Annotated in this window: 17 protein-coding genes and 1 pseudogene; 3 read left to right on the top strand and 15 right to left on the bottom strand. The window is 34.5% G+C overall.

The features are described 5' to 3' along the window. Positions 1-68 precede the first annotated feature (68 nt). From F9279_RS14405 to F9279_RS14395, 3 genes are read right to left on the bottom strand one after another with little or no spacing between them, the layout of a single operon-like run. The gene (locus tag F9279_RS14405) at positions 69-377 is read right to left on the bottom strand and encodes a hypothetical protein (RefSeq protein WP_152114209.1); all 309 of its coding nucleotides are present in this window, start codon (positions 375-377) and stop codon (positions 69-71) included. 23 nt (positions 378-400) lie between these two features. Next, the gene (locus F9279_RS14400) at positions 401-610 is read right to left on the bottom strand and encodes a hypothetical protein (RefSeq protein WP_152114207.1); all 210 of its coding nucleotides are present in this window, start codon (positions 608-610) and stop codon (positions 401-403) included. Then, positions 610-1221, bottom strand: coding sequence for a DUF4176 domain-containing protein (locus tag F9279_RS14395; protein ID WP_152114205.1), 612 nt, complete (start codon positions 1219-1221; stop codon positions 610-612). Before F9279_RS14395 ends, F9279_RS14400 begins: the two co-directional genes overlap by 1 nt. An 855-nt stretch (positions 1222-2076) precedes the next feature. On the opposite strand from F9279_RS14395, the gene F9279_RS14390 reads away from it, so the two are divergent. Then, positions 2077-2580, top strand: coding sequence for a hypothetical protein (locus tag F9279_RS14390; RefSeq protein ID WP_152114204.1), 504 nt, complete (start codon positions 2077-2079; stop codon positions 2578-2580). A 154-nt stretch (positions 2581-2734) separates the two neighbouring features. Here the strand turns inward: F9279_RS14390 and F9279_RS14385 are convergent, their stop codons facing one another. The 4 genes from F9279_RS14385 to F9279_RS25225 form a co-directional block, all read right to left on the bottom strand. Then, on the bottom strand, positions 2735-3604 hold the full coding sequence (locus F9279_RS14385; RefSeq protein ID WP_152114202.1) for a phosphorothioated DNA-binding restriction endonuclease: 870 nt from the start codon (positions 3602-3604) through the stop codon (positions 2735-2737). A gap of 87 nt (positions 3605-3691) precedes the next feature. Continuing rightward, positions 3692-4954, bottom strand: a complete 1263-nt coding sequence (locus F9279_RS14380) for a plasmid pRiA4b ORF-3 family protein (RefSeq protein ID WP_152114200.1) — start codon at positions 4952-4954, stop codon at positions 3692-3694. A gap of 244 nt (positions 4955-5198) precedes the next feature. Further along, positions 5199-6179, bottom strand: a complete 981-nt coding sequence (locus F9279_RS14375; RefSeq protein ID WP_193224582.1) for a tRNA dihydrouridine synthase — start codon at positions 6177-6179, stop codon at positions 5199-5201. A gap of 301 nt (positions 6180-6480) precedes the next feature. Then, on the bottom strand, positions 6481-6630 hold the full coding sequence (locus F9279_RS25225; RefSeq protein ID WP_193224581.1) for a hypothetical protein: 150 nt from the start codon (positions 6628-6630) through the stop codon (positions 6481-6483). A gap of 65 nt (positions 6631-6695) precedes the next feature. Between F9279_RS25225 and F9279_RS14370 the strand changes: the two genes are divergently transcribed. Together F9279_RS14370 and F9279_RS14365 are read left to right on the top strand one after the other, a co-directional pair. After that, complete coding sequence (locus F9279_RS14370; RefSeq protein WP_152114196.1) at positions 6696-7976, top strand: phytoene desaturase family protein; 1281 nt, start codon at positions 6696-6698, stop codon at positions 7974-7976. Then, positions 7963-8856 (top strand): RNA polymerase sigma-70 factor, encoded by an 894-nt coding sequence (locus F9279_RS14365; RefSeq protein ID WP_319020764.1) that lies wholly within the window; start codon positions 7963-7965, stop codon positions 8854-8856. Before F9279_RS14370 ends, F9279_RS14365 begins: the two co-directional genes overlap by 14 nt. A gap of 574 nt (positions 8857-9430) precedes the next feature. Here F9279_RS14365 and F9279_RS14360 read toward each other — a convergent pair. The 8 genes and pseudogenes from F9279_RS14360 to F9279_RS14330 all read right to left on the bottom strand — a co-directional run bounded on the left by F9279_RS14360 (position 9431) and on the right by F9279_RS14330 (position 13773). Continuing rightward, positions 9431-9888, bottom strand: a pseudogene (locus F9279_RS14360) (DUF4274 domain-containing protein). A gap of 36 nt (positions 9889-9924) precedes the next feature. Next, the gene (locus F9279_RS14355; RefSeq protein ID WP_152114194.1) at positions 9925-10299 is read right to left on the bottom strand and encodes an immunity 22 family protein; all 375 of its coding nucleotides are present in this window, start codon (positions 10297-10299) and stop codon (positions 9925-9927) included. A gap of 12 nt (positions 10300-10311) precedes the next feature. Continuing rightward, positions 10312-10713 (bottom strand): hypothetical protein, encoded by a 402-nt coding sequence (locus tag F9279_RS14350; RefSeq protein ID WP_226793538.1) that lies wholly within the window; start codon positions 10711-10713, stop codon positions 10312-10314. Further along, complete coding sequence (locus F9279_RS25715) at positions 10640-10936, bottom strand: hypothetical protein (protein ID WP_226793535.1); 297 nt, start codon at positions 10934-10936, stop codon at positions 10640-10642. The genes F9279_RS14350 and F9279_RS25715 overlap by 74 nt, the downstream gene beginning before the upstream one ends. A 164-nt stretch (positions 10937-11100) precedes the next feature. Continuing rightward, positions 11101-11610 (bottom strand): ankyrin repeat domain-containing protein, encoded by a 510-nt coding sequence (locus F9279_RS14345; RefSeq protein ID WP_152114192.1) that lies wholly within the window; start codon positions 11608-11610, stop codon positions 11101-11103. A gap of 26 nt (positions 11611-11636) precedes the next feature. Continuing rightward, positions 11637-12803: an AHH domain-containing protein gene (locus F9279_RS25710; protein WP_226793532.1), complete on the bottom strand. Its 1167-nt coding sequence runs from the start codon at positions 12801-12803 to the stop codon at positions 11637-11639. Continuing rightward, a complete protein-coding gene (locus F9279_RS14335; protein WP_152114190.1) occupies positions 12776-13468 on the bottom strand; it encodes a hypothetical protein in 693 nt (230 codons plus the stop codon). Before F9279_RS14335 ends, F9279_RS25710 begins: the two co-directional genes overlap by 28 nt. Further along, a complete protein-coding gene (locus F9279_RS14330; protein WP_152114188.1) occupies positions 13465-13773 on the bottom strand; it encodes a hypothetical protein in 309 nt (102 codons plus the stop codon). Before F9279_RS14330 ends, F9279_RS14335 begins: the two co-directional genes overlap by 4 nt. Positions 13774-13793 lie beyond the last annotated feature (20 nt).

The following is a 13793-nucleotide window of genomic DNA, read 5'->3' as shown; positions in this document are numbered from 1 at the left end:
ATTCTTGTATGTATGTAGCTGTTCGATAATCTGATCCAGAACGCCATAGTTTATTTGTATATCTCTCTTCATGACTGACCACTCCGAATCATCTCTCCCACTTCTTCGTCTGCCTTTTTCATTTCATCCAGTATCTTTTTGCCCGCTCTATGAATATCCTCTAAATTTTTTAGTAAATCACTATTAATATCGTCATTCATATTTTCTAGAACCGCATCTACTTTTTCGATAAAGTCAGAATTAAAGCTCTTTAGCTGATCTCTTGTGCCGCTTCGAAAGTTGTCTGTATAACTCCTAAACTCATCCATACTGGATTCTAGCTTTTGTAAAGTGGCTTGTAAATCGTGAACATCCATCTTTATGTTTGTTGTTCCCAATTGTAATCTCCTCTCTACCTTTTTTATCTAAAATGAACCGATTGAATGCTGGAAATGAGTTGATTAATCTCCGAGATCATACTTTCTACTTTTTCACTCATTTCTTCTTGTACAGAAGCATTTTCCAAGTCCATTTGGTCAAAATTTTTCTTTATTTCGTGTTTGACATCCTCCAGAGAGAAGACAATATCGGAGACCATTCCATAAGAAAAGCTAGATGTATAGAGTGCCATTATCTTTCACCAGCCCTTTCCTTTGCTTCCATTTCTGATTGAAGTCCTTTCATGTCTTCTGTGGAAAATTCGATGGATCTTCTATTCTCTTTTACTAGTAAATCTTCCTTGATCAGCAACTCAAACGCTTCTTCCATTTCATCTCTATACCCAGTATGGACCACATTCGTAATCAGCGGCTCGGTAAAATAAATAGTCGCATCTTTCTTGAGCTCTCCTACAGGGTAAATCACCCCACCATATGGAAAATACGTTTGATAACCTGTTGGGACAATAAAACGCTCGGTGATAACCACTTTGGTCGGAGAAGAAGTAGACTGTTCTGGAAGAAAGTAACGTGGATTTAGTTCCACAACCGTTCCTAGTGGTAACATTTCTCGCATAATTTCAATGGAGAACATAACAAGGCGGAAGAAAGGCTCTTCCTGTAGTCGGAAGTATTTTTTTTCAAACTGAATTCCATGATCCCCTTCTACTCTTCTGTATTGAATTACTTTTCCTTTTGTACTTTGAATGTCGTAAGAAGATAGCTCCTGCTTATACGCATAATAAAGTTCTTGAAGAACAAGCTCATCCTCCAGATATAAATCTGCAAACTCATTGATTGCCACATGGTATCTAACTTTAGATTCATTTGGTAAAGAGTCTACTATTTAAGCAACTTTCTTCAAAGCCAGTGTTTTTAACTGCAGTTTATGATTCAACTCGCTCACTTCCTTTTTATGTATATATGTCATTATAAACAAACGAATTGGAAATCGTATGGTAAAAAGGATCTAAATTCTTTTTCTATTTTCTTTAAACTTCTAGCGGCTTCTTCTTCATATTCATTATTTTGCTTGGATTCTTCCATTTTTCCAACATAATATGATACTTGTACATACCTTACTGTTTCTATCTATTCGCACCTTGTTTAGAAAGATGATCAGCTTTTATCTAAAAGTATGACAAAAAACCACTAATCTTTTTTAGTGGCTTCTTCTTTGTAAAAAAATGCTTATATCATGTTATTTTTCAAAACAACTAGTTATCAGTAAAGAAAACTAATAAATTTATATGAAATGGTCTGAACGCTGCAGCAATCAAATCTTTCAGTATGTCTAGTAAATGATTAAAAGCAAAATACGTATACCATTTGAAAAAGTTTTAAATGTGTATGCTTGTTTTTATATGCTTTCACATGCGGACATACCTGCAAATAATAATTTGGAGGTTGATTAGATATACAGCAGAGTAATATTCATTCGTTTAAACATTTATCACAATTTAGAGATATTCAAGATTTTAATAATCAAATAGAGCAATGGATGGTGGATCTAAAATCTAAATTTACGAAGTCAGAAATAATTGGATTAAAAAGGCCTATCCGTTTTTTGTGCAAGCGTACCTGGTGTTAGCAATGCCAAGATAGCTACTATTACGAAAGCAACTCATGATCACAATCTATTCGCTCTACATTTAAGAGAATGACTTCCAAGGCACAGTCACTTGGTTTATTAAGCATACATAGTGCAGTACGAAAAAATGGCAGTAAATCAAGCAATGTCTATGTGTTCAATCGCTTTGAACCATCCAACAAGCAACAATTGAACCATGCTAAAACTAGTAATTCTCAAACTACCAAAATAAAAGATAAAGAAATACGTACAGAAGAACCGTATTCTAAGAATCACATAAAAGTTGTATCGAATTTTGTTCATAAAGATTTTGCAGACTATGCTAACTATTTCTTTCCTGTGCAGCAAACTGAGGAGCTATACAGGATCTCCCATATTCACTCGAAACAGCTAAAACTGCCTTCCTGTGAACTAGAAAAAGCTTCAAATGAGTCCTTGAAGCTTTTAGTAGCAAAGGTTAGGAAGAAGAAAGTGAAGAAAGTGAAGAATGTAAATGGATATTTTAATGGAATTGTCAAAAAGGTATTTAAGAAATATCAGATTTGTTATTTGTTTCATGAGGTGTTTGAATAATTTTGTTAGGGTTCATGTTTCCTCATTTAACTTTGTAATGGTTGTAGGTTGTTTTAGCGAAATAGCCATAACTTTAGGTCACTCTGTTCAACACTAATCGTTTAAATAGGATAGATAGCTATGTTTTTCACTGAATCAACATTTCTAAGACACTTCAATTAACCCTATAACTAGGCCCACGAAACACTTCCTTCACATGCCAATTTAAAAAGGTATGATTGGGAGTATAGTAAGTTTGAATAGGCTCCCTAACTTTCTCTCCATTGAACCTCATTAACCATTCATCAAAACCATGTGTGCCATGGGCTTCCTGAGAAACAATCATGGTGCGCTCTGGTGTGAGAGTAAACACACCTCTATCAAATAACTTATGATGTAAGGAGCATAAAGCAATTCCATTCTCCTCTATATCCGGTCCGCCAGCTTGATGCCACTTAATATGAGCCGCCTCAACACCTACTAAAGTATGTGCTAGTCTAACGTTAAATCCACAAATAGCACAGCTGTAACCATATGCTCTAAGAATTTTATCTCTAAATTTCGGATCTCTTTCCTTTCTTGTATAAACAGTAAAATCTAGTCCAACTGCATCTAAAATATCCTCATGAATAGTATCAGGAAAATGTTCTTCTAGTATTGCCTGAGAAATTTCTTGAATGAGTCTTGGCTTCCCATTCAATAAGTCATAAACTTCAGGAGTAAAACCAGCAGACACCTGATCATTCAATAACTGTCGATTACTTGGACTTTTTTCATTTACTTCTTTATCTAGCAACCAAATGCCATCCCTTTTCAAACGAACATACGGTTCTTCTGGATGATAAGACTTTCGGATTGGGCCAAATTCTCTTAGTAAATCTGTTAACTTCTCTCTTGTAACTTCATATGATAGGAATCTTTCATTTTTTGTTTGAAGTTGGCCTAGTGCATATAATATTAATAGAGGTTTGTGTGGGGCGCGTTGGTCGCCTTTCTTCCAAATGGTTAGATTGCTTATTTTTTCTTTTAGTTGTTCGGAATTCATTTGGCCTGCCTCCTCTTACAGAAAATAAAGTTAAGCTATTCCTTTGTAGATAAGATTTATTCATTCTGCCTTTTAAATTTAACCGTTTTAGTTATAGTAATCACCATATTGCATAGGTGCCGTTCCTTTTACATCTAATACTTTAGGCTTTAGAATAGATTCTCCTTCTGAAATGGCAAGTACTTCTATATCAAACTCCCATTCATCCCCAAAATCAAATAGATATAAAAATCGTTGTCCTTCCATTAATTGCAAGCTTCTAATTTGCATTTCATTCACAAACGGTCCTATTGCATCTTTAGGACTATTATAATAATCTTTGCTATATTTCTTTCCATCCATATAAAAGGAATAAAGATGATCGTCATCAAATTCAAAACTTTCTTGAATTAATTCATGTAAGTCAAGTAACGTATGAGAACTAGAAATTTGAAAAGTTCTTGAGCAGCTTTTACTCAGGCTAACCTTCAAAGTGAATAATCCAGTGACAAACTTTTTCTGATTGGATAAAAACGAATTTCCCATGTCTATTTCAGGAAAATATGGTTTTAGCAAATCCATTAAAGGAATTATTTCTTCTTCCACATTTTCCGGTGGCTTCGCAGTCGACTGAGTAGCATCAATCATACTTAAAAAGGTCTCTAAAGTAGTATCCCTTCTCCATTTCTCATCTTGATGTTCTATCCAATTTGTAATCAAGGCACCTTCTATTTTTTTAAAAAAAGGAGTTAACTCTAATGTTTTAGCCATAAAGTTTACCCTACTTCGTTCCCTATTCTCATTCAGTTCCACCTTCCACATTCCAAAGTAACTAAAATAGAAAAGGAAGTGATCATATTGATATAGAATTGTCTTTAAATGAGTATTAGTTTCCATATTAATGACCGTATTAGCTTCATACTCCTCTAAGGCTTCAAACAGAAAATCCGTATTTTCAGGAGAATCAGCACCATTCCTTCTTTTGAAAATAGACCAATCTGTTTTTTCCCAGAAACATTGTAGAAGGACTAAATATTGCTCTGTTGCCGATAAATGATAATATTCCTCTAGTAGCTTAGGATTGACAGAAGCATATACCCCATTCGACATTGTATTCTTTTTTATTAATTGAAGTTTAATAGAAAGAATATAGAATAAGTGTAAAAGAGGATAATCTTCCTGTGTTTTCTTAATTGGAATCTCTATCTTTGGCTCTGACATTAGTGCATATATTTCAACCAAAGACTTTCTAGTTAAAAATTCTTGCGTCTTAGTTAGCTTAACAGGATTATTTTCTATGTAACTTAAAAATGTTCGAAAGTCTTTTATGAGATTTATGGGAATATCGATTTCTTCCTTCTTATCACTCATTTTTTGTTCTCCTTTCTTCCTATTTTGAAAGTAATATATTGTTCTATTATACCTTTTAAAAAAGCACCTGTCTTTCCAACCCAAATGTTAGAGACTAAGTGAAAGATTAAATTGTTCATTCCTAATGTCTAATAGTTATAGGGGTATTTATAATCATGGACGATTTTTGACGAAAAAAAAGATGAATGAGTTCTTAAATTCCTAACTCAACCATCTTTTTATACGGTATATTTTTTTGTTTACATCATTCTACTGCACTCTCAAAGTCCTCATCATAAGTATCAAGCAATGCACGCACTTGATCTGTTGTCTTGGTGTTCATCAGTTGATTTCTTAAAGCACCTGCTCCACTAAACCCTTTAACATAAATCTTAAAGAAGCGATGAAGTGCCGTAAATGGACGAATTTCTAGTTCACTAGAATATTTATCATAAAGATCAAGATGCAATCTTAAAAGGTCAAGCAGTTCCTTACTACTATGCTCTCTAGGTTCTTTTTCAAAAGCAAATGGATTTTTAAAGATACCGCGTCCAATCATAACTCCATCAATACCATATTGCTCAGCAAGCTTCATGCCGGCTTGGTAATCAAGAATATCTCCATTGATTGTCAAAAGTGTATCAGGTGCCACTTCATCACGAAGTTTCTTAATCTCAGGAATTAACTCCCAATGAGCATCTACTTGGCTCATTTCTTTTCTTGTACGTAGATGAATAGAAAGATTCGCAATATCTTGTTGCAAGATATGTTTTAACCATTCCTTCCACTCTTCTATTTCCGTGTAACCAAGTCTTGTCTTCACACTTACAGGCAATCCACCTGCCTTTGCAGCTTGTACTAATTCAGCAGCAACTTCTGGGCGAAGAATCAGACCGCTTCCTTTCCCTCTAGTTGCCACATTAGGAACCGGGCAGCCCATGTTAATATCAATCCCCTTAAACCCAAGTTCAGCCATTCCAATACTCATTTCTCGGAAAAACTCAGGCTTATCTCCCCATATATGAGCTACCATTGGTTGTTCATCTTCCGTAAAAGTTAAACGGCCTCGAACACTTTGTTTCCCCTCTGGGTGGCAATAACTCTCAGTGTTCGTAAACTCCGTAAAAAATACATCTGGTCTAGCCGCTTTACTCACAACATGGCGAAAAACAACATCCGTCACTTCTTCCATTGGTGCAAGTATAAAAAATGGACGTGGTAAGTCACGCCAAAAATTCTCTGTCATAATTAAACCCAAATCCTTTCATTATGTGGCACTAATTTAATTTCTCATCTAAATGAAAAAACAAATATGTTCTTAATTCTTTGTACTACCATATTTACTCACTTTTTATCTACAACTGTAAGTTTTTGATGATTAAGTGTCCTTAGAAATTTTAACACATTTGGTTCTAATGATTGATACTTTCTTTATAGATAATTTGCATTTACAAAATGCCTTTATATTTGTTATTTATTTATATTAAGTGAGTGCACATAACAATGTAATAATCTTATCTCAATATAAATGCGCTCCTTACAAAAATTCAAGAGGTAAATTTTGAGGCATTGATTAATTCTTTGGCTAGAATTTCCCTTGATTGCCATAAAAACCTGATATTCCAATTTAAGCGATATGCATCATCCACGATAATTACATCATATTCACTTATTAATAAATTTTCTTTTTTTCTCATTGATGTCACAAATACCAACCTTTCTCGTCTTGAGTTATGAAGGAACATCATTAGGAGGTTATCTTATGACACAAAAATGGGATGTTGTGATTGTTGGTGGAGGATTAGCAGGATATGTGGCAGCCAATTATCTATCAAAAACCAATTTATCTATTACACTATTGGAAAAAGGAAAAAGTATTGGTGGAAGGGCTAGAACAAAAAAGGTAAATCAACAGTATTTTAATCTTGGTCCACATGCACTTTATAAGAATGGAACAGCTAAGCTAATTCTCGAAGAGTTAGGAATTAATCTACGTGGTAAATCACCTAAATTAAGTGGTAAAATAGTGGGAAGTGATACCGATTACGCTACTCCATTTTCTCCATTTGGAGTCCTTACAACTCGTCTATTTAATACAAAGGAACGGTTGGAGTGGATAGGAGTTCTGCTTAAAATGATGAGGATAGATCCTAAAAGTTTAACAGAGCAGACATTTCAACAATGGGTTAATCAAGTATCACAATCTAGAAATATAAAGTCCTCCCTATTTACACTTAGTAGGCTGGCAACCTACTGTCATGCTCCAGATAAAACAAGTGCAGAAGTGACGCTATCCTGTATAAAAAATACAATGGGAGGTGTACTTTACCTAGATGGTGGATGGATGACAATGATAGATCAACTCCATCATAAAGCTATCCTTTCAGATGTTCAAGTTCAACCACATATGCTTGTTAAACAAATAGAACCCTCCCATCAAGACCGAATTAAATTATTTCTATCAGGTGGCGAGGAAATTCTCGCTAAGTATGTTATTTGTACAACTGGCCCTCATGAACTAAATGAAATGCTTAGTAAAAAAATAGAGTTTCCTCAAAGGGATTTTTTATCTCAAATTATTCCTGTTCGAGGAGCAACATTAGATGTTGCTTTAACTCAGCTTCCTAACCAAAAACAACTTTTCGCTATGGATAACACAAATTCGCTCTATTATTCCGTGCATTCGAATTACGCGTGTCTTTCAGATAACCCAATGAACGCCATTCTTCATGTATTTAAATACCTTCATCCAGATGAACACATAGACGGAATCATTATAAAAAATGAGCTTGAATTACTTCTAGATAAATTACAGCCAGGCTGGCAACAGTTTGTTATTTCAAAACGTTTTATTCCTAATATTATAGTTAATCAGCGCTTGCCTCAAGTGGGAGATGAACGTATGTTATTAAGTGCTAAAACAGGAATTCCAGGATTATATATTGCCGGGGACTGGGCATCACCGCATACTATTTTAGCGGATGGAGCAATAAGCAGTGGAAAAAAAGCAGCAGTGGAAATTATCTTAAATGAAAAGAGGTAAAACCTTGCATATTACGAAAGAGGACTACCAACTATATAAACCATTGTTATTTTCATTAGGATATCGAATGTTAGGCTCCGTAACAGAAACGGAAGACATGATCCAAGAAACATTTCTTAAAGCATTCCAAATAAACGAAGAGAAAATAATAAATAAAAAAGCATATCTATGCAAAATAATGACAAACCTCTGTCTTGATTTATTAAAGTCTGCACGGTATAAGCGAGAACAATATGTGGGTCCATGGAATCCAGCACCTCTATTACTAGAGAAGATACATGACTTAGATCCAAGTGAATTGGTAATTCAAAAAGAAGGTTTGAGTATTGCCTATCTCCGTATGATGGAACATTTAGTAGCAGATGAGCGAGTTGTCCTCCTTTTAAGAGAAGTGTTGAATTTCTCATACTCAGATATTGCTAATATCATAGAAAAAAAAGAAGATAACTGTAGGAAAATTTTTAGTAGGGCTAAACATAAGATGTCCGTTATAAAAGGTGAAAGTCTAAACTATGAGAAAAATAAGTCAATCATTGATAGCTTTATTGTAGCATTCCAAATTGAAAATACAGAAACATTATTAGAACTTATTTCAAATAATGTCACCCTATATTCCGATGGTGGTGGGAAAGTCACCGCTTCCCTACGCCCAATTGTATCCGCTACTAATGTTCTGGCTCTATTATACGGAATCATAAAAAAAGCGCCAGAAGACTTTTATTTCGAGATGGAAAATATCAACTATCAACCAGCAATCATCTTTTACATGAATGGAACGTTTCATAGTGTCATTAGTTTTTACATTAGTCATGAAAAAATTAACGAGATTTATATAACCATGAATCCAGAGAAATTACCTGTTCATACAAAATATAAATAGTGTAATAGAATTGATCATAATCTTGTTCCCATTACAGGTCACTTAGAACCGTACCTGGGTATTTAGCCGTTGGAAGCTACGACATTCCTGTTGTTTAGATTTAAAATCGCAAGATTAGATGAAATGAGGAAATTCTAAAAAACAAAATGGCTTTTGATTAGTAGTACTGTTAGGATGGTTTGTTAGAGTTTGCAGGAACTTTATTCCCGAGGAAATTTCAAAAATTGAAGTAAATCGAGGTGGAGTATTCCTCTCGTTAAAATAATCGTCTGTTGTACGTAAAAGTTGCAAAAATAAATTTAAAAGGCAGGGAGAAAACAAAGGTATTGTATTTGAGAATATAGATGATGGTAACTGATGGTTTTGTGATTACTTCTAAGAGCTAGAATACATTAAATAGGGCATATGTTTTATAGGTGTTGTACGTACTTTATAATTTGTTAAAACGTTATATATGGCTTACAAGGCTTATCTCCACTCTGAAAATAATAAGTCGCTTATTCGGCATTAGGTAGCCCACACAAAAAAGAAACCTTGAAATATTTTTGCCAATCAAGGTTTCTAATAAATCACATCATATCTTAGGTATATCAATCTCTTTGCCAGGAGACTTACTAATTAAAACATCAGGAAGGTCTGGATTATTCTTTTTTAACTTATACTTTTGAATTTTTGTTAATTCAGGGTCAAAGGAAATGTCTTGTGATTTAAAGTCTAAGCTTAATAGTTTATTATAAATCTTTCTCAAAAAAACTTTCCATTCCTCTAATGAAGAACTTGAAATTTCATCTGAACTCTCTAACAAACGATAGCCGTCTGCATAATGGAACATTAGTAAACCTGTCCCTAAATCACAAGCCTCATTGTCTAAGATGACTGTTGGTACATCAAACCCACTATTCCAATTACAATTTGCAGCAAAGTAATGGAGTATTAGTGAATTATCTACTTTTTTTTTAACTGGCTGATTAAAATATTCTTATCTGTATTATAAAGCAACCCTACCAGATATGTAATTTCTGAATTAACCATCAACTAAATCAATTCTCCATCCCTTTAAAATTTCTCTTATTCATAATTTGTAGCAGCAATAAAATCAAAAGCACCTGTTGAACTAATTTCATTTTTATATTCAAAATTATATATTAAAATTACTGCATTATATGATTTCTTTAGGTTTATACTTTTCTGGATTTTTGGGATGACAATTTCTTCATACGAACACCCATCTAATAGTACTGAAATATCACTACTACTATTCTTATAGACCGCTTTTTCTATAGTATCCTCATCTGTTTCATCCATATCAATATTAAAATCAATAAAGAATTGGGATGGGACAGACTCGCCATCCTCATCATACGTTAAATCAACATACTCTCCTATTGAGTCCCCATCGTTAATATTCCCTAACCAAATTGAAACCCATCCTTGTTTTTCCATTATAGTATCCCCCTACTTTAATCTTAGACCTTGTGGTAAAGACGAAACTCCACCCTCTAATCTATAATTAGCCCAATTATTAAGTCGTCTAACAAATGTATTATAGTCGCTAGAAGTATCTATTATTGCTAACAATCCATTATGTGCTTTAGTTGAGCCTAACCCTCCATGAACACCATATGGATTGACAAATTTGATATCGGATATAACTGTTCTTAAATCTTTAATCTCTTCAGCACCAATATTCCAATACTTAAATTGCGGAGCCCTTGAGACTAAGTGCCACTCATGTAAACCTCCAGGTTCTCTAAGTTGACGTTCAATTTTCTTTCTAATCTTTTTATCTTTCCCTACTTGTAAGGGAATTGAAGAATTTATTAAAATTCCCACTCTTTGCAGTTGGTATATCATCAACAGTTAATTTCGGTATATCTTTAGCATTATCTATACCCTTAGTAACATTCCCTATTTCTTTACTCTCACCCTTCCCATCAAACCGATAAACAACCGAATCAATCCGATCCTCCATCGCCGACCTACTTAACACATTAATCGGCACTTGATTCGCCATACTTACTTGAAGGTTTTGGTTAGGAAATAAGGTTCTACCAAGGAAGTAATTCACTTCTTGAACCATTTTGTTTCCGCTATATTTTACGTCTCTATTCCATCAAAAACAAAAGCACTTGTTGCCTAAAAATGCAATCAAGTGCTTAATTAATGATACTATTTATAATCTCATTTCTAATCTGCTGAACATATCAATCTTAAAATTTCAGCCTACTAGTCTTTAATGACTTTTTATTGTTTTTCCTCCATCTTCTGTTTTAAATATTCAGCGATTTCTGTTTGTCCAAATTGTCTAGCGTATTCATATGCATCCACATTCTTAATATTCTCTCCATTATATCTAATTGAAATATCTATTCCTTTTTCAACTAGAAACTCCGCTACTTCTTTATGCCCGCCATAAATTGCTCCAAATAATGGATTTCTTTTTGCTAAGCTTACATCTATTTCTGCACCATTCTCTATTAAATACTTTACTATCTCCAAGTGCCCCGCTCCAGCAGCCACTCTTAAAGGAGAAGCGTCAAATATATCACCTTTTGTATTAACATCAATTCCTTTATGGATTAGATATTCTACTATTCCAAAATGTCCTTTTTTTGCTGCAACATGTAACCAAGTACCAAATGGTGTCATTGAATGTAAAGATTCTGGATTATCGCCTATTAATCGCTTTACTTCGTTAGTATCACCAGCCTTAATAGCATTTCTTATAGTTTTATTTAGACTTTTTTCCTCCATAATATTACATACCTCCTATATTCCTGCTACCTTGTACTAGCTATGTCTCCTAAATCTTCAAGCGCTTCAACAATATCATCAAAGTCACCACCCATTTCTTCAATAGCTTTTAATCGATTAACTACTAACTCTAAAGCATCAAGACTATGTTGTCCTACTACGGCATTTGGTGCCCAGACAAGGTTTTCTTCCCCAATTATTGGATCTATCCCATACCTTTTTAATATTTCCTGGCCTTCTCGAACCAACTCTTGCTGCTTCGGACCTAGACCTTTTTTAAATAGAATATGATGTGCATGTGGATTTATCATATCAATAGGTGGCTCACCTATTAGTCCTCTGAGATACTTACCAAAATCCATTTTAATTAATGCTTCTTCATATTCTTTAGTAATGCCTAATTCAGACATCTTTTTTCTAACCTCAGACAGCTCATCTACACTAAAAGTATTATTCTGTATAGCATTTTTAAGCTTATTCACCCTAACAGCATCTACTTTTCCGTTCACAATTATATCATTAATATAATCACTTACAGTATTCCCCGTCTTCTTTGTAACCTTCCCATCAAACCGATAAACAACCAAATCAATCCGATCCTCCACCGCCAACCTACTTAACACATTAATCGGCACTTGATTCGCCATACTTACTTGAAGGTTTTGGTTAGGAAATAGAGTTCTACCAAGGAATTGATTCACTTCTTGAACCATTTTGGTTCCGCTATATTTTACGTCTCTATACCATTCTACCGTTTCTCTCTTGATTCCTTCAAACACTTTATTGTTTTGAACAAGTTCTTTTGTTTTTATCGCAATGGACGGGGATACTCCATTCGATTTGATAGGGTTGCCTTTATCTACTTTTAATAGTTTAAGATATTTCGTCTGCCCTACATACGGAATCAGAGAAGTTGCTGCCCCTCCAGCTACATACATAATCCCATCTTTTTCTGCCGTGTCTGATATGGATTGAGCTACGGATTCCAGGACGAGGATGGGGTCATCTATGATCTGTTCGAGCGTTTCGTTAAAGGTTTCTATTCTGGTAGTGGAAGCATTTTTAATAAATGCTGGTTCTACGGAGTCTGGAATAATTCCTGATACGGCAATGATTCCTGCATCTACCACTAGGCTAATGAGCCCTTCTGCTATTTCATAAATCGCTACCCCAGCCCTTTTACGAAATTCCAAGCTCCTTCAGCCGTTCCCGAAACAACATCCCCAATTCCTTCTAAGAAACTTGTATAGGACTTTTTGACGACATTAGCTTTACTGGCATAGTCATCATCTACGTTTTCAAACTTCTTTACTTTCGAATCATAAAGATCCCATAAGTCTTCCATTTTCTTCTCTAGTATTCTCTTACTAGATTTCAGATCCCCTCGTATGCCTTCAATCTGTTGTTTATTATATCTACTTCTTTCCTTTTCTTCTGGCGTCACATCGTCAAACATACTGAATAAAAAACTCGGGGACTTATTTGTTTCCATTGTTACACGATATAGATGATTATTTAAACCTGATTCCATCTGCGAAAGATTCCACCATATATCATTCCGATTTACTCGCATCATACTGTTTCTAGAAAGGGGGCTAATATAAGTAGTAGAATCACTCACATAGTTCTCAAATAAATTCAGAAGATCATCTATCTGATTTTCATAGCTTTTGATATGCTTCTTCGACTGTTGCATCCGGTCATCCCAAGCATCCAGACTCTTTCCTTCATTATTCTCTACATACACGGCGATAGACGTTAAGGATTGCTCCATTTGGTGTAGGGCATTCTTGTATGTATGCAGCTGTTCGATAATCTGATCTAGGACACCGTAATTTATTTGTATATCCCTTTTCATGACGGACCACTCCGAATCATCTCTCCGACCTCTTCATCTGCCTGTTTCATTTCATCTAGTATCTTCTTACCAGCTCTATGAATATCCTCTAAATCCTTTAGTAAATCACTATTAATATCGTCATTCATATTATCTAGAACCGCATCTATTTTTTCGATAAAATCAGAGCTGAAACTCTTTAACTGGTCTCTCGTACCAGAACGAAAGCTGTCTGTATAACTCCGAAACTCATCCATACTGGATTCTAGTTTTTGTAAAGTGGCTTGTAAATCGTGAACATCCATCTTTATTTTTGTTGTTCCCAATTGTAAACTCCTCTCTACCT

The sequence above is a fragment of the Bacillus sp. B1-b2 genome, from assembly GCF_009183415.1.
Lineage (GTDB): Bacteria > Bacillota > Bacilli > Bacillales > Cytobacillaceae > Niallia.
This window is presented reverse-complemented; position numbering and strand designations above follow the sequence as displayed.

Bases quoted from the DNA above. Each gene is read 5' to 3' on its own strand.
- F9279_RS14400 (WP_152114207.1), bottom strand. From the start codon at position 610: ATGGCACTCTATACATCTAGCTTTTCTTATGGAATGGTCTCCGATATT.
- F9279_RS14390 (WP_152114204.1), top strand. From the start codon at position 2,077: ATGACTTCCAAGGCACAGTCACTTGGTTTATTAAGCATACATAGTGCA.
- F9279_RS14385 (WP_152114202.1), bottom strand. From the start codon at position 3,604: ATGAATTCCGAACAACTAAAAGAAAAAATAAGCAATCTAACCATTTGG.
- F9279_RS14380 (WP_152114200.1), bottom strand. From the start codon at position 4,954: ATGAGTGATAAGAAGGAAGAAATCGATATTCCCATAAATCTCATAAAA.
- F9279_RS14375 (WP_193224582.1), bottom strand. From the start codon at position 6,179: ATGACAGAGAATTTTTGGCGTGACTTACCACGTCCATTTTTTATACTT.
- F9279_RS25225 (WP_193224581.1), bottom strand. From the start codon at position 6,630: ATGAGAAAAAAAGAAAATTTATTAATAAGTGAATATGATGTAATTATC.
- F9279_RS14370 (WP_152114196.1), top strand. From the start codon at position 6,696: ATGACACAAAAATGGGATGTTGTGATTGTTGGTGGAGGATTAGCAGGA.
- F9279_RS14365 (WP_319020764.1), top strand. From the start codon at position 7,963: ATGAAAAGAGGTAAAACCTTGCATATTACGAAAGAGGACTACCAACTA.
- F9279_RS14355 (WP_152114194.1), bottom strand. From the start codon at position 10,299: ATGGAAAAACAAGGATGGGTTTCAATTTGGTTAGGGAATATTAACGAT.
- F9279_RS25715 (WP_226793535.1), bottom strand. From the start codon at position 10,936: ATGGTTCAAGAAGTGAATTACTTCCTTGGTAGAACCTTATTTCCTAAC.
- F9279_RS14345 (WP_152114192.1), bottom strand. From the start codon at position 11,610: ATGGAGGAAAAAAGTCTAAATAAAACTATAAGAAATGCTATTAAGGCT.
- F9279_RS14335 (WP_152114190.1), bottom strand. From the start codon at position 13,468: ATGAAAAGGGATATACAAATAAATTACGGTGTCCTAGATCAGATTATC.